The sequence below is a fragment of the Mesorhizobium opportunistum WSM2075 genome, assembly GCF_000176035.2.
GTDB lineage: Bacteria > Pseudomonadota > Alphaproteobacteria > Rhizobiales > Rhizobiaceae > Mesorhizobium > Mesorhizobium opportunistum.
Genome location: NC_015675.1, coordinates 3,953,145 through 3,977,916, shown reverse-complemented (window position 1 = coordinate 3,977,916; position 24,772 = coordinate 3,953,145). Strand labels below are relative to the sequence as shown.

The window sequence follows — 24,772 nt, the reverse complement described above, 5'->3', positions numbered from 1 at the left end:
TCCATGTGGATGCCGGCTGGCGTCCCGGGCCGGCAAGCGTCACCAGCTACTGGTTCGGCCGGGGGAAAGAAAGGGCCGGCAAGGGAATTCCGCTTGCGCCAATGGTCGAATAATCGAGGCGATGTCGCGGCCACGCCGCTGCCGTCCGGTCATGTCGCTTCCCTCGCCCTAGTGGTCGCCGCCTCCGCAATGGTCGGCGGGCCGCCGGTCCATTATGCCGCCCGCTATCGCATCCTACGAGGACCATCATGACCGCCGCCCTACAATCTGCAGAACCGGCTTTGGCACCCGACCGTGCCCGCCGTGGCGGCCGCGCCGGAAAGCGCGCCGGAGGCTCGGCCGCGTTCGAGCAGCCGCCTTTCCGCCAACTGAAAAACCCTCTGGCGCCGACCAGGCTGGTTTCGGACGACGAGCTGGAATCGATCCACCTCGCCTCCTTGCGCGTGCTCAGGGAAATCGGCGTCGACGTGCTGCATGACGAGGCCCGCCGCATCATGAAGGCGCATGGCGCGGATGTGCGCGAAGGCACCGAGCGGGTGCGCTTCGACAGCGACATGATCCTCGAATTGGTGTCGCACTGCCCGTCTGAATTCACCATGCATGCGCGCAATCCCGCGCACAATCTCCGCTTCGGCGGCAACAATGTGATCCTGTCGATGATGGCGTCGGCGCCGAACTGCTCCGACATCGATCGCGGCCGTCGCCCTGGCAATCAGGCTGACTACCGCAATTTCCTGCGCTTGGCGCAGATGCACAACATTCTGAACTGCACCGGCGGCTATCCGGTCGAGCCGACCGACATCCACCCGTCGGTCCGCCACCTCGAATGCATACGCGACCTCGCCACGCTGACCGACAAGGTGTTTCACATCTATTCGCTCGGCAAGGAGCGCAACGTCGACGGCATCGAGATCGCCCGCATCGCCCGCGGCATCAGCCATGAGCAGATGCTGGAGGAGCCATCGGTCTTTACCATCATCAACACCAACTCGCCGCTCAAGCTCGACGTGCCGATGATGGAAGGGATCATCCAGATGTCGAGCAAGGGCCAGGTCGTCGTCGTCACGCCCTTCACCCTGTCGGGCGCAATGGCGCCCGTCACCATCGCCGGCGCGCTGGTGCAACAGAATGCCGAGGCGCTGTCCGGCATCGCCTTTGCCCAGATGGTGCGCAAAGGCGCGCCTGTCGGCTATGGCGGTTTCACCTCGAATGTCGACATGAAGTCCGGCTCGCCAGCCTTCGGCACGCCCGAATACATGAAGGCGCAATTGGTCGGCGGCCAGCTTGCCCGCCGCTACAACATCCCCTACCGCACCTCCAATACATGCGCGGCCAACACGGTCGACGCGCAGGCGGCCTATGAAAGCGTGTTCTCGCTGTGGGGCGCCATCCAGGGCGGCGGCAATCTGATGATGCACGGCGCCGGCTGGCTCGAAGGCGGCCTGCGCTGCTCCTACGAGAAGACCATTCTCGACATCGACCTGTTGCAGATGGTGGCGGAGTTCCTGACCCCGCTCGACCTGTCCGATGAAGCGCTCGGCTTCGACGCCATCCAGTCTGTTGGACCCGGCGGCCATTTCTTCGGCACCCAGCACACGCAGGACCGCTACAAGACTGCCTTCTATTCGCCAATTCTCTCCGACTGGCGCAACTTCGAGACCTGGGCGGAAGCCGGATCGCCGACGGCATTGGAAAAGGCCAACAAGGTCTGGAAGGAACGGCTGGCATCCTACGAAGATCCCTACATGGACCCGGCGATCCGTGAAGAACTCAACGCCTTCGTCGAAAAGCGCCGCTCCGAGGGCGGTGCGCCGACCGATTTCTGATCAATGTCGTTGATGAACGGTCGACCCTCACTCCGTCGAGCTCCGCTCGACACCTCTCCCCCGATCGACGGGGGAGAGGAAGGGCGCGAGCTTATGCAGCCTGGCACCTTTCCTCTCCCTCCGGAGGGGGGAGAGGTGGCTCGGCGAAGCCGAGACGGAGTGGGGGAAGCCGTTGACGAAGCGCCCAGCCGCCGCAAGACGGGCACCGCTCAACGCGCGCGAGAGCTTAGGCAGTCAGGCAATCAAGCGGATCTGATGAACGGTCGACCCCCACTCCGTCGAGCTTCGCTCGACACCTCTCCCCCGATCGACGGGGTAGAGGAAAGGCGCGAGCTTATGCCGGCTGGCTCCCTTCCTCTCCCTCCGGAGGGGGGAGAGGTGGCGCCGCGAAGCCGAGACGGAGCGGGGGAAGCCGCCCGTGAAACCCGCAGCCGCCGCAAGATGGGCACCACTCAACGCGCGCGAAAGCTGAGGCAAGGCGGCAATCAGGCTGAAGCATTGCTCTGGCTCGAACTGAAAGCCCGCAAGCTTGGGGGCTATCGTTTCACCCGCCAATTCTCCATCGGCCCTTTCTTCGCCGATTTCGCTTGCCGCGAAAAATGGCTCGTCGTCGAGATCGACGGCTCACAACACGCAGACAGTTCCTCTGACCGCCGCCGCGACGATTTCATGCGCGCCGAAGGCTATTCGATCTTGCGTGTCTGGAGCCACGACGTCCTGAAACATCGTACTCCCGTCTGTGAAACCATTCTTGCCGCGCTTGATGGCAGGCTGGCGGAAAACGTCGCTGTATCGGACCTCCGCTTTGTCCTCACGCCGCGCTTACTCGATTCAATCTCTCTAAAAACGGACCTATCTTCATGAAATCCCATGTAAAAGCGGTTGTCATCGGCGGCGGCGTCGTCGGCTGCTCGGTTCTCTACCATCTGGCCAAGGCCGGCTGGACCGACATCATGCTGATCGAGCGCTCGGAGCTAACTTCCGGCTCGTCCTGGCACGCGGCGGGCGGCTTCCACACGCTGAACGGCGACCCCAACGTGGCCAAGCTGCAGGCCTACACCGTGCAGCTCTACAAGGAGATCGAGGAAATATCCGGCCAATCCTGCTCGCTGCACCTGACCGGCGGCGTGATGATGGCCGACACGCCCGAGCGCATGGATTTCCTGCGCCTGGCCCACGCCAAGGGCCGTTATCTCGGCATGGACACCGAGCTGATCACCCCGTCCGAAGCCAAGGCGATGTTCCCGCTGATGGACGAGACCAACTTCGTCGGCGCCATGTGGGATCCGGTCGAAGGCCATCTCGATCCGTCGGGCACGACGATCGCCTATTCCAAGGCGGCCAAGAAGCTCGGCGCGGAGATCGTGCTGCGCAACCGCGTCGTCGACCTGACGCAGCAGCCCGACGGCACCTGGAACGTCGTCACCGAACAGGGCACGGTCCACGCCGAGCATGTCGTCAACTGCGGCGGCCTGTGGGCACGCGAGATCGGCCGCATGGTCGGTGTCGAACTGCCGGTTCTGGCCATGGAACACATGTACCTGCTCACCGAGCCGATGCCCGAGGTCGAGGAATTCAACAAGTCGACCGGCCGCGAAATGATCGGCGTGCTCGACTTCAAGGGCGAGATCTACACGCGCCAGGAACGCAACGGGATCCTGCTCGGCACCTACGAGAAGGCCTGCAAGCCGTGGTCGCCGGTCAACACGCCCTGGGATTTCGGCCATGAACTGCTGCCGCCCGATCTCGACCGCATCGCACCGTCGCTGGAGATCGGCTTCAAGCATTTCCCCGGCATCGAAAAGGCCGGCATCAAACAGATCATCAACGGCCCCTTCACCTTCGCGCTCGACGGCAACCCGCTGGTCGGTCCGGTGCAGGGCCTGACCAATTTCTGGTGCGCCTGCGCCGTCATGGCCGGCTTCAGCCAGGGTGGCGGCGTCGGTCTCGCTCTGTCGAACTGGATGGTCCATGGCGATCCCGGCTTCGATGTCTGGGGCATGGATGTCGCCCGCTTCGGCGAGTGGGCCGGCCTGCGCTACACCAACGCCAAGGTGCGCGAAAACTATTCTCGCCGCTTCTCCATCCGCTTCCCCAATGAGGAATTGCCGGCGGCGCGCCCGGCGCAGACGACGCCGCTCTACGACACGATGCTGGCCAACAACGCCGTCATGGGCGATAGCTGGGGTCTGGAAACGCCGCTCTGGTTCGCACCGAAAGGCAAGGAGCCCAAGGATATCGTTTCCTTCCACCGCTCCAACGATTTCGGTCCGATCGGCGAGGAAGTGCGCGCCACGCGTGAGCGCGTCGGCGTCACCGAGATCGCCAATTTCGCTAAATACGAAGTTTCGGGCCCGGGCGCGGAAGAATTCCTCAACCGGCTGATGACCAACCGCATGCCGAAAACCGGCCGCATCGTGCTCACCCCGATGATCAACGAATTCGGCAAGCTGATCGGCGACTTCACCATCGCCAAGGCGGGTGAAGACCGCTTCATGATCTGGGGCTCGTCGGCCGCGCAGAAATACCACATGCGCTGGTTCGAGAAGCACCTGCCGAAAGATGGCCCAAGGGGGTCAGAGGTGCGGATACACCGCTTCGACCAGACGCTGGTCGGCCTGTCGATCGCCGGGCCAAAATCCCGCGACTTGCTGCAGAAGCTGGTCGATGTCGACATCTCGACCAAAGCCTTCCGCTTCATGGATTTCCGCGAGATGGCGGTCGGCGGCGCGCCCTGCATGGTCAACCGCATCACCTACACCGGCGATCTCGGCTACGAGATATGGATGGCGCCGGCCTATGAGCGGCTGGTCTATAAGGCGATCAAGGACGCCGGCGAGGAATTTGGCCTGGTCGATTTCGGCATGCGCGCCCTGCTTTCCATGCGCCTCGAAAAGAACTTCCCGACCTGGTTCCGCGAACTGCGCCCGATCTACGGGCCGTTCGAAGGTTCGATGGACCGCTTCATCAAGCTGGAGAAGAACGACTTCATCGGCCGCGAGGCCGCCGCCAAGGAACAGGCGGAAGGACCGAAGCTGCGCCGTGTCTCCTTCATCGTCGATGCCGCCGATGCCGACGTGATGGGCGACGAGCCGATCTGGGCCAAGGTCAGCAAGGATTTTGGCACGGTGGAAAAGCCGCACGGCTACGGCGCGCCGCGCTTCGACGACAAGGGCAAGGAAGTGCGTGGCTCCAAGGCCGCGGAAGGCGCTTCCGCCGTGCGCGGCATTGTCGATGGCGACTGGCGCGTGGTCGGCTGGGTGACGTCGGGCGGCTATGCCCACTATGTCCAGAAGTCGATGGCGCAAGGCTATGTGCCGGCAGCCCTTGCCGAGGACGAAAGCGCCGGGCTGTTCGAGATCGAGATCCTCGGACACCGCCGGCCGGCGCGCATCAATGTCGAGGCGCCGTTCGACCCGAGCGGCGAGAAGATGCGGAGCTGAGGTTCGACCATGGACAGCGCGGGGCCAAGAGGCGGCTTCGGCCGCCACCGTAAGATCATGCCCTTCGAGCCGGGCTTGATCGAGGCCCTGCGCGACGCCTCCCGCCAGAAGGCGGCTTCACTCAACCAGCATCTGCTGGGCTATGGCGCCCAGGCAGAGGCTGAATGGGCAGCGGCAGGCATTGCCGCGCCAGACCTGCCGGCGATGCGCCAATACCGGCTGGAACGCACCCGCGCCGAGTTGAAGCGCCGTGGCTATGCCGGCGCCCTGCTCTACGATCCGGTCAACATCCGCTATGCGACCGACTCGACCAACATGCAGCTATGGGTCGCGCACAACCCGACGCGGCATTGTTTCGTTGCCACCGAAGGTCCTGTGGTGCTGTTCGACTATTTTTCCTGCGAGCATCTGTCCGACCATTCCGGTGTCGTCGACGAGGTGCGGCCGGCGGTGTCGTGGATTTATCTCTATGGCGGCGAACTCACGGAGCAAAAGGTTCGCCGCTGGGCCGCCGGCATCGCCGACCTGGTCAGGCAACATGGCGGCGGCAACAACCGCATCGCCGTCGACCACCTCGATCCGGAGGGTGTCGAGGAACTCGCTCGCCTCGGTATTTCGATCGGCAATGGCGAAGCGGTGATGGAAAACGCGCGGCTGATCAAATCGCCTGACGAAATCCTCGCCATGCGCCGCGCCATCGTTGCCTGCGAGGCCGCGATGGGCGAGATGGAACAGGCATTGACGCCCGGTATCTCCGAGAACGAACTGTGGGCGGAACTGCATCGCGGCAACATTGCGCGCGGTGGCGAATGGATCGAGACGCGGCTGCTGGCCTCGGGGCCGCGCACCAATCCATGGTTCCAGGAATGCTCCTCGCGCAAGATCGAGGCGGGCGACCTCGTCGCCTTCGATACCGACCTGATCGGGCCCTACGGCTTCTGCGCCGACCTGTCGCGCACCTGGCTGTGCGGCGATGCAGAACCTTCGAACGAACAGCGCGACCTCTTCCGTATCGCCGCCGATCAGATCCAGCACAACACCGGATTGATACGTCCCGGCATCTCGTTCCGAAACCTTGTCGACCGCTCGGCGGTACCGCCGGGAGACTGCTTCCCGACCCGCTATGGCGTGCTCTATCACGGCGTCGGCCTTGCCGACGAATACCCGACCTTGCCGCATGCCAGCGACTGGACTCCGGACACGCCGGATGGCGTTCTGGAGCCAGGCATGGTGCTCTGTGTCGAAAGCTATATCGGCAGGCTCGGCGGCCGCGAGGGCGTCAAGATCGAAGAGCAGATCCTGATCACCGAGACCGGCAACGAGCAGCTCTCAACCTACCCGTTGGATGCGAGGCTGCTCGGCTAACCCTACAAGGGCCTCACGCATTGCTTTGATCGTTTTTTCCGGTGTTGTCCTGGCGGTGATGAAGGGCAGGCCCTTGCGCCGTGCCGTCCAGCCGACGATCACGACCTTGCGCGCCGCCGGCTCGAAACGCTGCGCCAGCGCCCAGCTTTCGCAGTCGATCGCAGCTATATCCGCCCTGCCCTCGGCCACAGTGACGATCGAGCCGCGATGGCCGCCGCTTTCACTGCGCGAGGAAAAGATATCGAGGCTTTCGCCAGCTGCTTCCAGATCACGCGTCAGCGCGATGATGCCCGACATGGAATCGAGACTGTTGAAGGTGAAGCGCTTGCCGCGGATCAGGTCGAGCGGCAGCAAGGCCCTGCCATCCGCCGGCGATCGCACTTCTGGCCCTTCGCCTGTCCGCATCACCAGCGCGCTGGAATAAAGCTCGCCCTGCCCGCCCTCATAGGCGTCGTAGCTCGGCTGGCCGACCACCTGCACATGACGGGACAGGCCAAGCTCCATCGGACCCCAGCAGGTTTGCGCGAAGAGCAGCGCCGGATGCAGCCATAATTTATGGAAATCAAGCTCGTCCGCAGGCAATGTCGCCGGATCCGGCGCGATCAGTTTTCCCTCGGCGTCGCGGATGCCTCCTGGTACCGCCGACAACTCGCCATTGCGACGAACGATCGTCGACGGCGCGTCGATGCCCCTCTGCCGGAAGACATCGCGCAACCCTGCCCACTGCGCGTCGACTTCGCCACGCACTTCCGGCCAGTCATACATCGGCAAGGCCGCAACCAATTCACTCATGCCGACACTCAATCATGATGTATCGAGAAAGGATCGCAAAAACACGGCGCCCAATCAGAATTGGCCGACACGGGTTTCCAGGATGCCCGGAATTATTCCTTGGGCGGCTCGGCGGGCACCGGCGCGGTGCCGAGCCCATTGATGTTGCGCGCCCGGATACGCGGCTTGAATGCCCTGCCCGGCTCCGGCGCGCGCCGCAGCACCGGGTGCACGATCGGCTCCTTGGCCTTGAAGGCATAGGCTTTGATCAGCGCGAAATAGTTGGGGTAGGCATAGCCATTGTTCATCCGCAGCCATTCGTCACGACGCTCGCGGAACAGCTGAGGCAGTCTGTACCAGGCCACCGTCGGGGTCTTGTGGTGGACGAAGTGCAGATTGTTGTTGAGGAACAGGAACGACAATGGCGAGCGCTCGATGATGACCGTGCGGCCCTCCGGATGCTCGGACCATTGATGCTCGGCGAAAGTGCGGATCGCGATCAGCGACTGGCCGAGCCAGACCGGCGCCAGAATGTAGAGCCACAGCGGAATACCGAAGCCGAACTGCACGATCGGCGCCACGATGGCGAGGCCGACCGCATGCAGCAGCCAGGCTTTACGGATCGCCTTGTCGCCGGCAATCATACGCTTGGCGTCGTCGATGAAGAAGCCGATGCAGGACAGCCAGGGACCGAGGAAGAAACGGCCGACCATCGTGTTGTTGATCTTGAGCAGGAACTTCATCGTCGGCGGCAAGTCGTCATGATGCCACAGCGCCTGATAGTAGCTTTCCGGATCGTCGAGCGGATCGGTCAGCCGCTCATCGGCGTGGTGGCGCAAGTGAAGCGTCTTGAAGCGGCGGAACGGCCAGACCAGACCGATCGGCAGGAAGACGAAGGCCTCGTTGATCGATGCGCTGCGCGTCGGATGGCCATGCAGGACTTCGTGCATGATCGACGACTGCAGTGCCAGGATAAAGCCAAGGATGGCGAGCGCCAGGATGGGATAAGACGGCCAGAGCAGGACACCGATGGCGAGCCATGTTCCGTAACAGAAGAAAGCGAGGACCACGGTTGGCCATTCGATGGCCGGTGCGTTGCGTCGCTTGATGCTCTTGCCTGTCATGCTATCGACCACTGCCCCTCAGTCGCCGGAACCCCCAATGGTTCCTGACAGCATAGTGTCAGGAGAAGCGATTCCACTCAACGAGACAAAGTGTACAAAATGTTGCGATTGCGCATTTTTGACCGCATATGTTATACATTGTAAACAGCATTACGGATTCATTTACGCCTGAGGCGCCGGTTCGGCCGCTTTGGCGCAAATTTTTCCTCCTGATTCGCGGAGTGCAGCGATGGACAAACGGGACCTGTCAGCAATCTTTCGGGAGCGTCTGAAGCTGCTCCTGACACGCTCCGACCTCAACCAGTCGGCTTTCGCGACCGCTGTCGGCATCGATCGCTCGGCATTGTCGCAGCTGATGTCGGGCGCCTCGACGCGCCTGCCGCGGGCCGAGACGCTGCTCAACATCGCCGCCGAATTCAAGGTGTCGCTCGACTGGCTGCTGGGCTTAAGCCAGGACGAAGGCGTCACCGGTGAAATCCGCGAAAGCCTGGAGATCGAGGAGGCACCCGACGGTTTCGACCGAACGCTGCTCGCCAAATGGTTCGCCGAGGCCGCGGGCACCAAGATCCGCTATGTGCCGGCCGGCATTCCCGACCTCCTGCGCACGCATGCGCTGGTCGACTATGAGGCCAACATCACCAACAGGAGCCGTCTGGCGCAGGCCAGCGAGACGCAATACCGCATCGAATACAACCGGCGCCCGGAAACCGACATGGAAGTGTGCATGCCGCGCCACACGCTGGAGATTTTCGCGCGCGGCCTCGGCGTCTGGGACCGCTTTCCGGAGGCCGACCGCCGGCAGCAGCTCGCCCATATGGCGACGCTACTTGACGATCTCTACCCGACCTTTCGCCTATTTCTCTATGACGGCCGCATGCGCTATTCGATCCCGCTCACCATCTTCGGTCCTTATCGCGCCGCCATCTATGTCGGCGACATGTATGTGGTGCTGAACGCCACACAGCCGGTCCAGGCGCTGACCCGGCACTTCGACAATCTGATCCGAGCCGCCGACATCAACCCGCATGAGGCAGCAAGCTTCGCGCGCAATCTGGCCGGCATGGCGTTCCCGTCAGGCGTTGTCTGATCACAGCGGCGCGGTGAGCAGGCTATCGCCACCGGCTCCTGCCACCGGCAATCTCACTGCTATTTCATTGACTAGACATAAAGACTTCTTTATATCCTTATTCGAATTCAAACACGAAAGCCAATCCGATGACGACCACCAACCCGATCGATGCGCTGCTGGCTGAAAAAGGCGTGCTGCTGGCCGATGGCGCCACCGGCACCAATTTGTTCGCCATGGGTCTGGAAGCCGGCGAGGCGCCGGAGCTGCTGAACGAGACGGCGCCCGACACCATCACCAGCCTGCACCAGAACTTCGTCGATGCCGGCGCCGACATCATCCTCACCAACTCCTTCGGGGGCACCCGTCACCGGCTGAAGCTGCATCATGCGCAGGACCGCGTGCATGCGCTGAACAAGCGCGCCGCCGAGATCGCCCGTGCTGTCGCCGACAAGGCCGGCCGCAAGGTGATCGTCGCCGGCTCCGTCGGCCCGACCGGCGAATTGCTGATGCCGCTTGGCGCCATGACCTATGACGAAGCGGTCGACGCCTTCGCCGAGCAGATCGAGGGTCTCAAGGAAGGCGGCGCCGAAGTCGCCTGGATCGAAACCATGTCGGCGCCCGACGAGATCCGCGCCGCCGCCGAAGCGGCGATCCGTGTCGGCCTGCCCTACACCTACACCGGCTCGTTCGACACCGCCGGCCGCACCATGATGGGCCTGCTGCCGAAAGACATCCACGGCGTCACCGACGGCTTGTCGCAATCGCCGCTCGGCGTTGGCGCCAATTGCGGCGTCGGCGCCTCCGATATCCTCGCCTCGCTGCTCGACATGACCGACGCGAAGCCGGAGGCGACGGTGATCGTCAAGGGCAATTGCGGCATTCCCGAATTCCGTGGCGCCGAGATCCACTATTCCGGCACGCCGGAACTGATGGCCGATTATGTCCGTCTCGCCGTCGATGCCGGCGCCAAGATTGTCGGCGGCTGCTGCGGCACCTCGTTCCAGCACCTTGCCGCGATGCGCAAGGCGCTCGATGCGCATACCAAGGCGGATCGTCCGACAGTTGAGAAAATTGTCGAGCGCATCGGCCCGATGCGCAACAAGGTGGCGACGCAAAACACCGCCGAGACCAGCGAAGCCCGCCGCGAGCGTCGCCGCAGCCGGGCCTGACTTTAGCGGGCTCGATTATTCGCTGTTGTCGGCGTAGCTCGACTGCGCCGACTTGAAATCGACCACATTGTCGCCGCGCATCGTCATCAGCGCGCCGGATGAAACCGGGTCGGTGATCTGCTCCAGCATGACGCGGAAGCGGTCGTTGGTCAGCGCCGACATGGCGGTGTTGCGCGCCTGCGCGACATCGTCGCTGATACGCTTGGATTCAGATGATGGGGCTGATGAAACCGCCGAAGCGTCTCGTGCCGGCGGTGTCGAGTTGGCGATAGTCCTGATCTGCAATTCCGGCTCCCTCAAGCCCCGTAGACATGGCCGGTGTAACGTGAGGGGAGTTGCGATCCGGTACCGGAAATCGAGCGCAATTTAACGATCCGGCAGATAGTGCCAACCCCACGGCATCACCCTTCTCGAAGGCAGCTAAATCAATGGCGGAAAAAGCGTCCGCAGGAAGCCATTGAACCAGGCGGCTTGCTCTGCATCGTGCAGGCTCATGAGATGGTCCTGCTCCTCGCGCGTCTGTGCGCCCGGCTTGTCATAGTTCGCGCCAGGACGGTTCTGCACGCGCCCAAAACCGGTCGGTGTGACTTCCGCATGGAATTGCAGACCGTAGACCTTGTCGCCGATACGGAAAGCCTGATTGGGAAACAGGTCGCTCGAGGCAAGGTGCTGTGCGCCCTTCGGCAATTCGAAGCCATGCCAGTGTGACTGTGTCACATGGATCGGCGCGGGCAGGAAATCTTCGGCTCCCGCGGTCGGATAAAGTGGATAGCAGCCAAATTCATGCACCCCGTTTGTCGGAGGACCGACTTGGGCACCGCGATGCCAGGCTATCTCCTGCGCGCCCTGGCAGATGCCGAGCAAGGGGATATCGGCATTCATGCAGAAGTCGATAAATCGGTACTCATCCAGCAAGAACGGATGCAGCGACGTGTCGTAGACATTGTACATGCCGCCGTAGACGACGCCGCCTGCGACACCTTCATCGGCATCCAACGTCTCTCCTGCATAGGCTCTACGCAACACAGGCTCGTAACCGTTTTGTGAGAGATAGGCGAACACACGATCGTCAGCGGGTTCATCGCTGTGCCGCACCAGAACAACGCGTTTCTTCATGGTTCTGCCTCCCCCGCCAGAATGGTTGGCGCAAGACCGTGGCGCAACCGAAAAAGGCCGGCAAGGGAATGAACCCCTCGCCGGCCTGCCTCACCCGCCCGTAGCCGGTTCCCCGTATCAGAACGACCCCCGTCTGAAAGGAACCGGCTGTATTGCCACTACCGGTTACCGCCCAGCGCCGAGGCAAGGCGCACAAGCGAAAGGAACTCGGACCTGTACCCAAACGGGTCGGCTCCTCGGGCGGCGGTGGCAATCTCCATGATCTTGTCGTAGCCGAACTTCGCGGTCGCATCCTCGTCGCGCAGTTTTTGGCCGAAGGCCGCGACGGCGACGGAGAAGCGCTGGTCGGTGCTGGCCTGGTCGAAGGACGCGACCTCGTTGGCCGAGGTCACCGGCGTGGTGATCAGCTTCGAGACGTCTTCGTTCGGCAACTTGTAGCGGATCTTGACGAAGGCATACTCGTCCGCATTGGCGACGCCGCCATTGTTCACCCCCGCCTGCCCGTAGCGCAGCGGATCGATCTGCTCGCCGCCGCCGCCCTTGGGCGTGATCTCGTAGATCGCGGTGACCGAATGGCCAGAGCCGATATCGCCGGCATCGACGCGGTCATTGTTGAAATCCTCGCGATTCAGCGCCCGGGTCTCATAGCCGATCAGCCGGTATTCCGAAACCTTGTCGGGATTGAACTCGACCTGGATCTTCACGTCCTTGGCGATGGTGAACAGCGTCGAGGAGGCATCCTCGACCAGCACTTTTTCCGCCTCGGCCAGCGTATCGATATAGGCGGCCGTACCGTTGCCGTTCTGAGCGATGGTCTGCATCATCTCATCGTTCAGATTGCCGCGGCCAAAGCCGAACACCGACAGGAAAACCCCGGTCTTGCGCTCCTGCTCGATCAGCCGCTTCAGGTCGTCATCGTCGGTCTGACCGACATTGAAGTCGCCGTCGGTGGCAAGCATCACGCGGTTGACGCCATCCTTGATGAAGGACTGCTGGGCAAGCTTGTAGGCTTCCTTGATGCCGGCCTCGCCGGCGGTCGAGCCGCCCGGCTGCAAATTGTCGATGGCATTGAGGATCTTGTCCTTCTCGGCAATTTTCGTCGGCATCAGCACTGTGCCGGCATCACCCGCATAGGTGACGATCGAGATGGTGTCGTCGGCCTTCAGCTTGCTGACCAGCAGCCGGAACGCAGACTTGAGCAGCGGCAGCTTGTCCGGTTCGTCCATCGAGCCCGAGACGTCGATCAGGAACACCAGATTGGCCTTCGGCTGCTCGGTCGGCTTGACGTCAAAGCCCTTGATGGCGACGTGCATCAGCTTGGTGTGCGTGTTCCACGGCGTCGGCATGACGCTGACGGTCGAGTTGAACGGCGTCGACGCGGAGTCCGGCCCCTTCCAGTCATAGGGGAAGTAGTTGATCATCTCCTCGACGCGCACCGTGTCGGCCTGCGGCACGAAGCCTTCCTTCAGCGAACGGCGCACGAAGGAATAGGAGGCGGTGTCGACATCGATCGAAAAGGTCGAGACCGGGTCTTCAAGGGCCGCATGCACCGGATTGGTCTTGAAATCCTGGACGCGGTCGCGGTTTTCCTCCTGCGGCGCGATCTGATCGGCCGGTGCGGTGGCAGGTTGTTGCGGCGTCATCAGCTTGGACTCGGCGGCAGGCATGCGGGCGATCCGTGACGTGGTGCCATCTGCCTGTGGAGGTGGCGTCAAGGACATGATTACTCTTTGGCCGCCGCTCCGCGCCGGTGCCGGTTCAGCCGGCGCAACCTGTCCCTGGGCATTCTGCTGCGCCAAACCTCCAGCAACAGTGGGTTCGGATTTCGGCGGCGATGCCGGTGCCACAAGGGCATCCGTCGCATCGCGGCTTTCCACATCCGCGTCCGCCTTCTTGTCTTTCTCCGGCAAGCTCGTTGCGAGCGGCCCGTTGACCGCCTGATCTCCCGGCGCCTGCTTGGCCAACGGCTTCACGGTCGCCGGCTTGTCGGCCAGCGTCTCGGTGATCTTCTCGTCGCCGCCGAATTTAGGCGGCTGTTCCCTCAGGAGATGGAAGGTGGCGTATCCGGCGATCGGCAGGGCGACGAGCCCGGCAAGGGCCGGCGTGGCAATGAGTTTCTTTTGCATGATCTCGCTCCAGAGCTTTTGTGCTCGCTCTGTGAGACGAAGACCGCCAGCCGATCCTTGGGTGACGGCGGAAATATTTTCCTGATCATAGGCACGCATGGCGGCTTCGAAGGCGCGAGCCTTCGCGCTTTCGCCAGGTGCCGGTACTGCCGCATCGCGCAGTCTCTTGAGTTCTTTGTCGTCGACCATGGTCACACTTCCCCGGCCGAACGCATCAGCGTCTTCAGCCGTTTCTTCGCTTCATGGATGTGCCAGGAAACCGTCGTCTCCGAGATCGCCATCGCCTCCGCGGCGGCCGCGTGGTTCAATCCCTCGCCATAGACCAGCAGCACCGCGTCGCGCTGCTTGTCCGGCAACTGCCGCACCGCTGCCCACAGGGCCTCGGCGGGATCCTCGCTCTCGGCCAAGGCCTCGCCGGAGATCAGCGCATGAACGCCGTAGGCCTCGGTCTTGACCGTCTCGCGCGCGCTCTTGCGCATCATGTCGCGCGCGGCGTTCATCGTCACGGAATAGAGCCATGTCGTGAAGGCGCCGCCGCCGCGATAGTCGCGGATCGCCTTGCCGAGCCGCACGCAGACTTCCTGGGCGATGTCTTCGGCATCCGCCTTCTTGCCGCACCAGCGATAGGCGGCACGATAGACGAAGTCGTAGTGACGCTCCAGCAATGTGCCGAAAGCCCCCCTGTCTCCGCCCTTCGCCCGCCCGATCAGTTCGGCGTCGGAGGCTTCGCTCTCATCCAGCATCATCGCCATCATTTGCCTGTTGGACGAAGGCTAATGGCTGATCCTTGGGGTGATGCAAAGATTTTTTTGGCCGCGGTCCTAGCCCAGCGTTTCCGCAAACAGGGTGGTCAGCCGTTTCCAATGCCGCTCCGCGCCGGCAGCATCAAAGACGCTGTGGTCCGGCACGCACCAGCCATGCGCCATGCCGACATAGTTCTCGATCGTATGATCGACTTCCGCTGCTCTGAGCGCCTCCTCCAGCCGCCCCGACTGTTCCGGCGGGAAACTCCTGTCGATACCGGCCGTGCCGACATAGACACGCGCCTTGATCGAGGCCGCCTTGCGATGCGGGCTGTCGGCGGCGTCGCTGGCCAGATTGCCGCCATGGAAGCTCGCTGTCACGGCGATGCGATCGGGGTAGCTCGCGGCCGCGTTCAGCGCCCGCGCGCCGCCCATGCAGTAGCCGATTGTCCCGACCGGCCCGGTGACGCCTTCCGCGGCGAGCGCATCGAGGAAGGCGCCGCTGTCGCGGATCGTCATCTCCTGCGTCGTGCCGCTGATCAGCGCCGTCAGCGCCGTCTTGGTATGCTCCACGGAAAAAGCGGTCTTTGCATCGAAGGGTCCGTAGGGTGCATTGCGATAGAACAGGTCGGGTACCAGCACCGCATAATCTTCGTTCGCCAGCCGCTCGGCCATGCCGTAGAGCGCTAGCCGTGGCCCGAACGCATCCATATAGAGCACCACGCCGGCCTTGGCTCGAGAAGCGTCCGCCGGGCGGAACAGCCCTGCCTTGGCAATGCCATCCCCGGTTTTGATCTCAAGGTCCTGCTTTGTCATCGCTGCTCCGCTGAGTGTCGAGCGATACATATCGGCGCCGGGCGGATGGGCAAGGCGCAACGAAGACCGGCGCGTTCAAGATTTCGTGCGACACGCCGCCTGGATCTACAGGCGTGCAAAGCTCGCCATGTGGAAGGCCTGGACTTCGGGAGGATAGCGATAGGCCGTACCATAGGGGCAGGCATTGCGGTCCAGGCAGCCGCCGCCGCGGCACGGCCCGCCATTCGCTCCCCGCACATGCGCCAGGCAGGCCTGGTGGGCGAACCCGTCAGCGGAATAAGCGTCGACCGGACAGGATTTCAGGCACGGTTTCTCGACACAGCTGTCGCAAAGATGGATCGCCTCGTCATGCTCCGGAAGCGCGATCTCGTCCTCGAACAGCAGCGCGCCGCGATAGGCATGCCAAAGCCCGTATTGCGGGTGCATGAGGATGCCGAGCGGCGACGGCTTCAGCCCCTCCGCCCGCATTGCCCATCCCTGGAATGGCAAATAAGGCTTGTCCGAGGGCGAAACAGCCCGAGCACCGAATGTCTCCGCCACCGCGCCGATAACCTGCCGCGACCAGGTGTCGAGCGGATTGGCGATTTGCTGTGGCTGCTGCTCGCGCCAGCGCAGGAAATGCGGCCAGGGGGCCGAACCCGCCTGCCCCACCAGCAAGACGGATTTTGCCGGCGCGCCCGAGACGCCATCAGGTGCCTCATTGCTGTTTGCAAAAGCAAAGCCACCACGCAGAATGAGGCCATTGGCGCCAAGCGCGGCCGTGATCTCCTCGATCATGCCGCGCACAACATCATTCCTTCTTGACCGGATCGGAGAACGCGCTCCGCCAGACTTCCTTGTGGATGATGTTGGCGACTTTAGCCCCGCCTGACTCGGGCTCCTTTCACGTGAAGGCGTCGGGCATCGACCCCTTCTTCTTGGCGATGAAGTCCTTCAGGGCCTCGTCGATGCTCGGATCGAGATGCGGCGCCTCGTAGCTTTCCAGCCAGCGGCGCGCGAGTTCGTTGGCGCGCTGCGGCGCGGTCTTCTCGCCCTCGGCCAGCCACTGCTCATAGGAATTGTTGTCGGCGATGTTGGAGCGGTAGAAGGCGGTCTGGAAATTCGCCTGCGTGTGGTCGCAGCCGAGATAGTGGCTGCCCGGTCCGACCTGGCGGATGGCGTCCATCGCCTGGCCGTTCTCCGACAGATCGACGCCCTCGGAGAATTTCTGCGTCATGCCGAGCTGGTCGATATCCATCATGAATTTTTCGTAGCAGGAGGCCAGCCCACCCTCGAGCCAGCCGGCCGAATGCAGCACGAAATTGGTGCCGGCCAGGATGGTTGAGTTCAGCGTGTTGGCGCTCTCGTAGGCCGCCTGCGCGTCGGGGATTTTCGAGGCGCAGAGCGAACCGCCGGTGCGGAACGGCAGGCCGAGGCGGCGTGCGAGCTGTGCCGCGCCATAGGAGACCAGCGACGGCTCCGGCGTGCCGAAGGTCGGTGCGCCCGACTGCATCGAGATCGACGAGGCGAAGGTGCCGAACAGCACCGGCGCGCCCGGCCGGATCAGCTGCGTGAACGATGCGCCGGCGAGCACCTCTGCCAGGACCTGCGTCAGCGTGCCGGCAACCGTCACCGGGCTCATCGCGCCGGCCAGAATGAACGGCGTGACGATGCAGGCCTGGTTGTGGCGCGAATAGACCTTGAGCGCGCCCAGCATGGTCTCGTCGAACACCATCGGCGAGTTGGCGTTGATCAGGCTGGTCAGCACCGTGTTGTTCTCGACGAAATCGTCGCCGAACACGAGCTTGGCCATGGCCACCGTATCCTCGGCGCGCTCCGGCGCGGTCACCGAGCCCATGAACGGCTTGTCGGAATATTTGATGTGGCTGTAGATCATGTCGAGGTGGCGCTTGTTGACCGGCACGTCGACAGGCTCGCACACCGTGCCGCCCGAATGGTGGATCGACGGCGCCATATAGGCGAGCTTCACGAAATTCCGGAAATCCTCGATCGTCGCATAACGCCTGACGCCGTCGAGGTCGCGCACGAAGGGCGGGCCGTAGACCGGCGCGAACACGGTGGCATTGCCGCCGATCTGCACCGAGCGTTCGGAATTGCGGGCATGCTGGGTGTAGACGGACGGCGCTGTCTTCAGCAGCGAGCGGCAGAGACCTTTCGGGAAATGCACGCGCTCGCCTTTGACGTCGGCGCCCGCCTCTTTCCAAAGCTGCAGCGCTTCGGCGTCATCGCGAAAAATGATGCCGATTTCTTCCAGCACCGTGTCGGTGTTCTTCTCGATCAGCGCCAGGCCCTCTTCGTTGAGCACCTCATAGACGTTGATCTTGCGCTTGATGTAGGTGAGCTGCGTGCCGGGGCCGCCGCCGGAGCGCGCCGCGCGCCTGGCCGCCGCTCCACCGCTGGCGCCTCGCCCACGCCGCGCGTTTGACGCTTCCTGGTCGACTGCCGCGTGTTCGCTCATGATCGCTCTTCCCTGAATATGGCCGGGCCTCGATATGGACCGGTCCGTAGCCGTTGCGGCCGCATGGCGCGGCTTTCGCCGGATCGTAGCCATGCACCCTATTCGAAACGGCCCGTCCGCGCCAACGCCTGTCGCAAAATCGACAAGAAAACCAATAGATTTTCCAGTCGCTTTCCTTTTGCGGGAAGTCGCAAATCAGCTATGGATACCCGCCCCTAGCGGGTTAGGTATGGACGCAAATCTGTTGTGCCTTGCGACGCAGTCGCGATGCCGTGAGGAGTTGGATCAAAATGGCCGACGACGAGATCATCCTTTCCGAGCTTTCCGACGAGGAGTTGGTGCAGCAGATGCACGACGATCTCTATGACGGGCTGAAGGAAGAGATCGAGGAAGGCACGCGGATCCTGCTCGAGCGCGGCTGGGTGCCCTACAAGGTGCTGACCGAGGCGCTGGTCGAAGGCATGCGCATCGTCGGCGAGGATTTCCGCGACGGCATCCTGTTCGTTCCCGAGGTGCTGTTGTCGGCCAACGCCATGAAGGCCGGCATGTTCATCCTGCGGCCGCTGCTGGCCGCCACCGGCGCGCCCAAGCAGGGCAAGATGGTGATCGGCACCGTCAAGGGCGACATCCACGACATCGGCAAGAACCTGGTCGGTATGATGATGGAAGGAGCCGGCTTCGACGTCATCGACCTCGGCATCAACAACGCGGTCGAGAAATATCTCGATGCCATCGAGCAGCACCAGCCCGACATCATCGGCATGTCGGCGCTGCTGACCACGACCATGCCCTATATGAAGGTCGTCATCGACACGATGAAGGAAAAGGGCATTCGCGATGATTATGTCGTGCTGGTTGGCGGCGCGCCGCTCAACGAGGAATTCGGCAAGGCCGTCGGCGCCGACGCCTATTGCCGCGATGCCGCCGTGGCGGTCGAGACCGCCAAGGACTACATGAAGCGCAAGCACAATGTGCGCGCTGCGTCCTGATTGGCCAATCCGGCATGGACAGTGGCCGGCATGGCCAATGGAAAGAGCCGCGCCTTGCAGCGCGGCTTTTTTGTTCCCAAATGACGGGCGGGGCTGCCGATCAGTTGACGGTGTCCTTGACCGCCCTGGCCGTCGACTTGACGTCCTTGCCGACGCCGCGGACGGTGTTCGCGCAAGCCGTAAGGGCCAGCGCACAGGCAAGAATGGCGATTGGTGCGATGCGTAGCAGTTTCATGGATGGTGTCTCCCTCAAAAGATAAATTAACCCCACAGCAACGAAGGCCGGCTCGGCTGGTTCCATGGTCAAAACACTGAAAACAAACCCGAATCAAGACGACAGGCTGCTCGTCATCGCCTGCGGGATGATTGCGCGCGAGGTGTTGGCCGTCAAGGAACAGCTCGGGCTCGATCACCTCGAATTGACCTGTCTGCCGGCGGAGTTTCATTTCTATCCCGACCGCATCGCGCCCGCCATGGACAAGGCGATAGAGAAGGCCAAGGCCGAGGGCTACAAGCACATCTTCGTCGGCTATGCCGATTGCGGCACTGGCGGCCTGCTCGACCGGGTCTGCGAGAAGCACGGCGTCGAGCGCATGGCCGGCCCGCATTGCTTCGCCTTTTACCAGGGCATGGACGCCTATGCGAAAGTCGCCGACGACGACATGATGTCCTTCTACATGACGGATTTCCTGTGTCGTCAGTTCGACGCCTTCTTCATGAAGCCGCTCGGCCTCGACAAGCACCCGGAGCTGATCAAGGACTATTTCGGCAATTACGAGAAGCTGATCTATCTCGCCCAGACCGACGATCCGGAGCTCGACAAGGTTGCGGAAAAGGCCGCCGCCCTGCTCGGCCTCGCTTATGAGCGGCGCGCGACCGGCTATGGCGACCTGACGGCCGGAATGGCGAAAGCCGCGGCTGCCGCCATGCCGCCACTACGCTAGACCGGCCCCTTTTCCACCCGCAGTGCAGCCAGCACGTCGGCGAAGCTCGTCTTGCAGACGAAACCCAGCCTGTCTCGCGCCCGCGATGCGTCATAGACCCGGTCGATGGAGGAAAACATCGTCCAGCCCTTTCGCGCGTAAAGCGCCGGAAAGTCAGGGAAATAGCGCTCGACGACCGAGGGCGCGTCCCTGATCAGCGCGTCGCAGTCGTCGGGCTGAAACGGAGTCGGCGCCGAGACTATGAAAGTATCGAAGCCAAGCTGCGGCGCCTTCTCCAAGGCAGCGACATGGGCCTCGGCCGCATCTTCCACCGTCAGCCGCCGGAACAGCAATTCATTCGCCTTGGTGTTGGCATCAGACTGTTCGATCGCATGCGCCATGTCGTCGGCTTCGGGAAAGAAGCGGGCCGTGCGCAGCACGACCACCGGCAGGCCGTGCTGAAGATGATAGAGACGGCAAAGATGTTCGGCCGAAAGCTTGGTGACGCCATAGATGTTGCGTGGCTCGGGCGACATCGCCTCCGTCAGCCAGGCGGCCTTGCGCGCACCGCCCCTGAACCCGTCGCGTATCCCCTGCGAGATCATTAGCGAGGTCGTCGACGTGAAGACGAAACGCTCCACACCGGCCGTCACCGCCGCGTCGAGCAGGTTCAGCGTGCCCTGTACGTTGGTGGCCACGAAATCGCTGTTGGCGCGGCTCTCGATGTTGGGCTTGTGCAGCGCTCCGCTGTGGATGATGGCTTCGATACGGTTGTCGCCGACCGTGCGCAGGAGAAGGTCACGGTCGGCGATCGAGCCGACAATGCGGGTCTGCGAAGACGGCACGGGATCGAGCCCGATGACGTCATGGCCAAGGGCACGCAAGCGCGGCGCGAGCGCGCCGCCCAGCCAACCCGACGATCCCGTGAGCAAGATTCGCATGCGTCACACCATGATTTTTGATGGTGACGCTGTTAAGCACGGATGACAGGCGCGAGCGACCCGGTAAAGTCAGTCATCGGCTGGCAGCGGCACCGCTCCAGACATTAACTGCCATTTTTTATCGATTGCCATTTTATCCAGGGAGTTCCAGATGATCCTTCGTCCCCTTTTCGCCGCCATCGGCCTGCTCTGCTGCACCCTGCCCGCCCTTGCCGACGGCCAGGTGCAAAAGCTGATCACGCCTGCCGACAAGGCCCGACTCGACAAATATGGCGACACGCGCAAGGCGGCACTTGCCGAGGCGAAGGCCGGCAACCCGGCCGAGGTCAAGCAGCTCGACGCCTTGGTTGCGAAGCCCCTGGTGTCCTTTTCCAACAAGGACCTGACCGGCAACTGGCAGTGCCGCACCATCAAGGCGGGCGGAACGTCGGCGCTCGTCATCTATGGCTGGTTCAAGTGCAAGGTGACCGATGACAGCTCCGGCTGGCGGCTGGAAAAGGTGAGCGGTTCGCAGCGCACCAAGGGCCGCTTCTTCGACGACGGCGAAAAGCGTGCCATCTATCTCGGCTCCTTCACCGTCAACGAGGATCCGGCAAAGCCTTACGGCAGCGGTCCGCAGAGCGACCAGGTCGGCTATGCCTTCCGCACCGGCGCCAGCGAATGGCGCATCGAATTTCCCGCCCCCTACTATGAATCGAAGCTCGACATCCTCGAATTCAAGCGCTGACCCGGGTCCTTTCATGTCTTGCCTGGCGAGCTTTGGACACACCAACAATTAACCCGCCCCGCCTAGCATCCGGCCCATTGTCGAGAACGGGTCGCTTGGAGGGTGGCAAGATCCATGGCAGCATCGCAGTCCAGTCCGCGTCCGATCGTGGTCGTCACGGGAGGAGGCCAGCATGTCTGGGCCATGATCAACGCGATCGCGGACCGCGTCGGCCCTGTAAGCGTCGTCCTCGAAACCCCTGAATCCAAAAAGCAATTGCTCATTGGCCGGGCTCGTCGCCAAGGCTGGATCTCCGCCATCGGCCAGCTTGGCACGATGGTGCTGAGCAGGCTGGGGAAACGGTTCCTCGTCAGCCATGCCGCACGGTTGATCGCCGAGGAGAAACTCGAGACCGAGCCCAGGCGGGACCAGGAGATCATCCATGTTGCCTCGGCAAACGGGCCGGAGTGCCTCGAGGCGATCCAGAAGCTCCAGCCTGGCGTCGTCCTGCTCAACGGCTGCCGGCTGTTGTCGAAGGACATGTTGGCCAGGATGCCTTGCCCGGTACTCAACTATCACGCCGGCATCACGCCGAAATACCGCGGCATGAATGGCGGCTACTGGGCCCTGACATCGGGCGATCGCCAGAATTTCGGCACCACCGTGCATCTGGTCGATCCCGGCGTCGACACCGGTGCGGTGCTGAAACAGGTGCGCGGCCAGCCCAAACGGGGCGACACCATTTCCAGCTATGCGCTCCGGCAGACAGCATTCTCGCGCGACATCTGCGTCGAGGCCATCAGCGACGTGCTGGCCGGAAAGCTCACCACCTTCGACCCCGGCCTGCCGTCGCGGCAATGGTACCACCCGACGATCTGGTTCTACGTCTGGACAGGCATCAGAACCGGCATCTGGTAGCGGATTCCTCACCCCGAGCCACTTGCCGCACGCCGGCTTTTCCGTCGCGCTGGGCCTGCCGTCGCCCGTGCCGGAAACGAATAAACGCACCTTTCATTTTACGACATTGAAATGCGTCGCTTTTGAATGCGCGCGCGTCGTCCCATAACAAGCGGCCCCATTGCGCATGCGGCAATGCTCGATAGTTCGAGGAGTGAGAATTCATGGCCGATCTGATCGTCGTCTACTGGCGCGACATCCCTGCCCAGGTCATTGTCAAGAAAGGCCGGCAGAATGCCAAGCGTGAGCTGCCTTTGCGCTTCACCGAGGCGATCGACATGTGCGCCATGCGCACCGGCGCCGGCGGCACGGACGACTATCTGGCCGAATGGCGCAAGGCCGATCCGATCCCGGTCGGCGACGACCTCGACGCCGAGGTCGAAAAGGCATTCAACGATATCGACGCGAAGTATGACCGTGAGCGGCTGGTCGCTCTGGTGAAAGCGGGCGGCAAAGAAAATGTCTGAGACCACTCCCGTCAACAAGGAAGGGGCGGCGGTTACCCAAGCCACGCTCAACAAGAAGGCAGCGCCGAAATCCGACTACAAGCCGGCCGACGTGTCGCCGCAGCGGCGCGTGCAGCGCTCGTTCGCCGTTAGATTGTGGTCTGTGCGGCACTCGCGATTGCTCGAATGGTTCTACTCCAGGTTCGCCGACATGTTCCTGCTGCTGCATCCCTTGTGGAAAGGCATCGGCTACGGCCGCGTCGAGGCCCCGATCAAGTTCGTCGAGAAGCGCGTAAAAGGCTTCATGTTCGACTGCCGCATGTGCGGCCAATGCATATTGTCCTCGACCGGCATGTCGTGCCCGATGAACTGCCCCAAGCAGTTGCGCAACGGCCCCTGCGGCGGCGTGCGCGCCAACGGCAATTGCGAGGTCGAGCCTGATATGCCCTGCGTCTGGGTCAAGGCCTGGGAAGGCTCGCAGAACATGGTCAATTCCGACAAGATCCTGACCGTCCAGAAGCCGGTCGACCAGTCGCTGCGCGAAACCTCGGCCTGGCTGCGCGTCACCGCCCAGGCGGCGGCAGCCCGTCAGGCCGCGGCCGATGCCAAAACCGCAGATGCCAAGACCGGAGCCGCCGCATGATCGGCCGCCAGCGTGACGAGAACCCGGCCGGCATTCACCTGCCGCTCGACCCCCTGCCCGGCCACACCTCGCGTGGCCGGCTCGAGCGCGTGCTGCGGCGCGGCGAATTCGCGGTGACCACCGAGCTCAATCCGCCCGACAGCGCAGACCCGGAAGACGTCTATAACAGGGCGAAGATCTTCGACGGCTGGGTCGACGCCATCAACGCGGTCGATGCGTCCGGCGCCAACTGCCACATGTCCTCGGTCGGCATCTGCGCGCTGCTGACGCGCATGGGCTATGCACCGATCATGCAGATCGCCTGCCGCGACAAGAACCGCATCGCCATCCAGGGCGACGTGCTCGGCGGTGCTGCGATGGGCGTGGCCAATATGCTGTGCCTGACCGGCGATGGCGTCCAGGCCGGCGACCAGCCCGGCGCCAAGCCGGTGTTCGACCTCGATTCCATGTCGCTGCTCGAGACCTGCCGCATCATGCGCGACAACGGCAAGTTCCTGTCCGGCCGCAAGCTCACCACGCCGCCGCAGCTGTTCCTGGGTGCGGCCGTCAATCCGTTCGCGCCGCCCTTCGATTTCCGCCCGATCCATCTCGGCAAGAAGATCGCCGCCGGCGCGCAGTTCGTGCAGACGCAGTATTGCTTCGACGTGCCGATGTTCAGGACCTTCATGCAGAAGGCGCGGGACTTGGGGCATACAGAAAAAGTCTTCATCCTGTGCGGCGTCGGCCCGCTCGCCTCGGCCAAGACCGCCAAGTGGATCCGCTCCAACGTGCCGGGCATCCATATCCCGGATGCCATCATCAAGCGGCTGGAGGGCGCCCAGGACCAGAAGAAGGAAGGCAAGCAGCTCTGCACCGACATCATCAACGAGGTGAAGGAAATCCCCGGCGTCTCGGGCATCCATGTGATGGCCTACCGCCAGGAGGAGTACGTCGCCGAGATCGTCGATGAATCGGGCGTGCTCAAGGGCCGCCAGCCCTGGAAGCGTGAGATTCGCCGCGACGACCAGATGGTCGCCGACCGGCTCGACCATATCCTGCACGACGAGATTACCGAAACCCAGGTGGACATGGTGAAGACCGCGCATTGATCCGTGCGGAGAGCGACCATTCGCTTGATCAAGAAGAGATAACGATATAAAGA

The 24,772-nt window shown here is 63.0% G+C and carries 24 protein-coding genes; 13 read left to right on the top strand and 11 right to left on the bottom strand.

Annotated elements, in window-relative coordinates:
* Nucleotides 1–248 precede the first annotated feature (248 nt).
* From MESOP_RS19175 to MESOP_RS19160, 4 genes are all read left to right on the top strand, one after another.
* Nucleotides 249–1,826 carry a trimethylamine methyltransferase family protein gene (locus MESOP_RS19175; RefSeq protein WP_013894999.1) on the top strand — a complete coding sequence of 526 codons (1,578 nt, stop codon included), beginning with the start codon at nucleotides 249–251 and terminating at the stop codon, nucleotides 1,824–1,826.
* A gap of 378 nt (nucleotides 1,827–2,204) precedes the next feature.
* A complete protein-coding gene (locus tag MESOP_RS19170) occupies nucleotides 2,205–2,690 on the top strand; it encodes an endonuclease domain-containing protein (protein WP_013894998.1) in 486 nt (161 codons plus the stop codon).
* The gene (locus MESOP_RS19165; protein ID WP_013894997.1) at nucleotides 2,687–5,269 is read left to right on the top strand and encodes a GcvT family protein; all 2,583 of its coding nucleotides are present in this window, start codon (nucleotides 2,687–2,689) and stop codon (nucleotides 5,267–5,269) included. The genes MESOP_RS19170 and MESOP_RS19165 overlap by 4 nt, the downstream gene beginning before the upstream one ends.
* 9 nt (nucleotides 5,270–5,278) lie before the next feature.
* Nucleotides 5,279–6,634, top strand: a complete 1,356-nt coding sequence (locus MESOP_RS19160; protein WP_013894996.1) for a M24 family metallopeptidase — start codon at nucleotides 5,279–5,281, stop codon at nucleotides 6,632–6,634.
* Here the strand turns inward: MESOP_RS19160 and MESOP_RS19155 are convergent.
* Together MESOP_RS19155 and MESOP_RS19150 are read right to left on the bottom strand one after the other, a co-directional pair.
* Nucleotides 6,599–7,426 (bottom strand): phosphate/phosphite/phosphonate ABC transporter substrate-binding protein, encoded by an 828-nt coding sequence (locus MESOP_RS19155; protein ID WP_013894995.1) that lies wholly within the window; start codon nucleotides 7,424–7,426, stop codon nucleotides 6,599–6,601. The genes MESOP_RS19160 and MESOP_RS19155 overlap by 36 nt on opposite strands.
* Before the next feature lie 92 nt (nucleotides 7,427–7,518).
* Complete coding sequence (locus MESOP_RS19150; protein WP_013894994.1) at nucleotides 7,519–8,529, bottom strand: fatty acid desaturase; 1,011 nt, start codon at nucleotides 8,527–8,529, stop codon at nucleotides 7,519–7,521.
* A 229-nt stretch (nucleotides 8,530–8,758) separates the two neighbouring features.
* On the opposite strand from MESOP_RS19150, the gene MESOP_RS19145 reads away from it, so the two are divergent.
* Nucleotides 8,759–9,616, top strand: a complete 858-nt coding sequence (locus tag MESOP_RS19145) for a helix-turn-helix domain-containing protein (RefSeq protein WP_013894993.1) — start codon at nucleotides 8,759–8,761, stop codon at nucleotides 9,614–9,616.
* A 128-nt stretch (nucleotides 9,617–9,744) separates the two neighbouring features.
* A complete protein-coding gene (gene bmt, locus MESOP_RS19140; protein WP_013894992.1) occupies nucleotides 9,745–10,767 on the top strand; it encodes a betaine--homocysteine S-methyltransferase in 1,023 nt (340 codons plus the stop codon).
* Nucleotides 10,768–10,782: 15 nt separating this feature from the next.
* On the opposite strand, the gene MESOP_RS35720 is transcribed toward bmt, so the two are convergent.
* The 7 genes from MESOP_RS35720 to MESOP_RS19105 form a co-directional block, all read right to left on the bottom strand.
* Nucleotides 10,783–11,052, bottom strand: coding sequence for a hypothetical protein (locus MESOP_RS35720; RefSeq protein WP_013894991.1), 270 nt, complete (start codon nucleotides 11,050–11,052; stop codon nucleotides 10,783–10,785).
* 135 nt (nucleotides 11,053–11,187) lie between these two features.
* Nucleotides 11,188–11,883 carry a glutamine amidotransferase-related protein gene (locus tag MESOP_RS19130; protein WP_013894990.1) on the bottom strand — a complete coding sequence of 232 codons (696 nt, stop codon included), beginning with the start codon at nucleotides 11,881–11,883 and terminating at the stop codon, nucleotides 11,188–11,190.
* 158 nt (nucleotides 11,884–12,041) lie between these two features.
* Nucleotides 12,042–14,198, bottom strand: coding sequence for a VWA domain-containing protein (locus tag MESOP_RS19125; protein ID WP_013894989.1), 2,157 nt, complete (start codon nucleotides 14,196–14,198; stop codon nucleotides 12,042–12,044).
* 2 nt (nucleotides 14,199–14,200) lie between these two features.
* The gene (locus MESOP_RS19120) at nucleotides 14,201–14,761 is read right to left on the bottom strand and encodes an RNA polymerase sigma factor (protein ID WP_013894988.1); all 561 of its coding nucleotides are present in this window, start codon (nucleotides 14,759–14,761) and stop codon (nucleotides 14,201–14,203) included.
* A 69-nt stretch (nucleotides 14,762–14,830) separates the two neighbouring features.
* A complete protein-coding gene (locus tag MESOP_RS19115) occupies nucleotides 14,831–15,568 on the bottom strand; it encodes a dienelactone hydrolase family protein (RefSeq protein WP_013894987.1) in 738 nt (245 codons plus the stop codon).
* A 105-nt stretch (nucleotides 15,569–15,673) separates the two neighbouring features.
* Nucleotides 15,674–16,354: a hypothetical protein gene (locus MESOP_RS19110; RefSeq protein WP_013894986.1), complete on the bottom strand. Its 681-nt coding sequence runs from the start codon at nucleotides 16,352–16,354 to the stop codon at nucleotides 15,674–15,676.
* Nucleotides 16,355–16,451: 97 nt separating this feature from the next.
* Nucleotides 16,452–18,026, bottom strand: a complete 1,575-nt coding sequence (locus MESOP_RS19105; protein ID WP_013894985.1) for a trimethylamine methyltransferase family protein — start codon at nucleotides 18,024–18,026, stop codon at nucleotides 16,452–16,454.
* Nucleotides 18,027–18,316: 290 nt separating this feature from the next.
* Between MESOP_RS19105 and MESOP_RS19100 the strand changes: the two genes are divergently transcribed.
* Nucleotides 18,317–19,015, top strand: coding sequence for a corrinoid protein (locus tag MESOP_RS19100; RefSeq protein ID WP_013894984.1), 699 nt, complete (start codon nucleotides 18,317–18,319; stop codon nucleotides 19,013–19,015).
* 100 nt (nucleotides 19,016–19,115) lie between these two features.
* Here the strand turns inward: MESOP_RS19100 and MESOP_RS19095 are convergent, their stop codons facing one another.
* A complete protein-coding gene (locus MESOP_RS19095) occupies nucleotides 19,116–19,250 on the bottom strand; it encodes an entericidin A/B family lipoprotein (RefSeq protein ID WP_013894983.1) in 135 nt (44 codons plus the stop codon).
* Between the two features lie 64 nt (nucleotides 19,251–19,314).
* On the opposite strand from MESOP_RS19095, the gene MESOP_RS19090 reads away from it, so the two are divergent.
* Nucleotides 19,315–19,959 (top strand): DUF1638 domain-containing protein, encoded by a 645-nt coding sequence (locus MESOP_RS19090; RefSeq protein ID WP_013894982.1) that lies wholly within the window; start codon nucleotides 19,315–19,317, stop codon nucleotides 19,957–19,959.
* On the opposite strand, the gene MESOP_RS19085 is transcribed toward MESOP_RS19090, so the two are convergent.
* Nucleotides 19,956–20,879: an NAD-dependent epimerase/dehydratase family protein gene (locus MESOP_RS19085; RefSeq protein WP_013894981.1), complete on the bottom strand. Its 924-nt coding sequence runs from the start codon at nucleotides 20,877–20,879 to the stop codon at nucleotides 19,956–19,958. The genes MESOP_RS19090 and MESOP_RS19085 overlap by 4 nt on opposite strands.
* A 151-nt stretch (nucleotides 20,880–21,030) precedes the next feature.
* Between MESOP_RS19085 and MESOP_RS19080 the strand changes: the two genes are divergently transcribed.
* The 5 genes from MESOP_RS19080 (at nucleotide 21,031) to MESOP_RS19060 (ending at nucleotide 24,719) form a co-directional block, all read left to right on the top strand.
* On the top strand, nucleotides 21,031–21,606 hold the full coding sequence (locus MESOP_RS19080) for a DUF4893 domain-containing protein (protein ID WP_013894980.1): 576 nt from the start codon (nucleotides 21,031–21,033) through the stop codon (nucleotides 21,604–21,606).
* A gap of 114 nt (nucleotides 21,607–21,720) precedes the next feature.
* Nucleotides 21,721–22,503 carry a formyl transferase gene (locus MESOP_RS19075; RefSeq protein WP_013894979.1) on the top strand — a complete coding sequence of 261 codons (783 nt, stop codon included), beginning with the start codon at nucleotides 21,721–21,723 and terminating at the stop codon, nucleotides 22,501–22,503.
* A 203-nt stretch (nucleotides 22,504–22,706) separates the two neighbouring features.
* The gene (locus MESOP_RS19070; RefSeq protein ID WP_013894978.1) at nucleotides 22,707–23,009 is read left to right on the top strand and encodes a virulence factor; all 303 of its coding nucleotides are present in this window, start codon (nucleotides 22,707–22,709) and stop codon (nucleotides 23,007–23,009) included.
* Complete coding sequence (locus tag MESOP_RS19065) at nucleotides 23,002–23,631, top strand: methylenetetrahydrofolate reductase C-terminal domain-containing protein (protein WP_013894977.1); 630 nt, start codon at nucleotides 23,002–23,004, stop codon at nucleotides 23,629–23,631. The genes MESOP_RS19070 and MESOP_RS19065 overlap by 8 nt, the downstream gene beginning before the upstream one ends.
* Entirely contained in the window at nucleotides 23,628–24,719 is a 1,092-nt protein-coding gene (locus MESOP_RS19060; protein ID WP_013894976.1) for a methylenetetrahydrofolate reductase, read from the top strand. The genes MESOP_RS19065 and MESOP_RS19060 overlap by 4 nt, the downstream gene beginning before the upstream one ends.
* Nucleotides 24,720–24,772 lie beyond the last annotated feature (53 nt).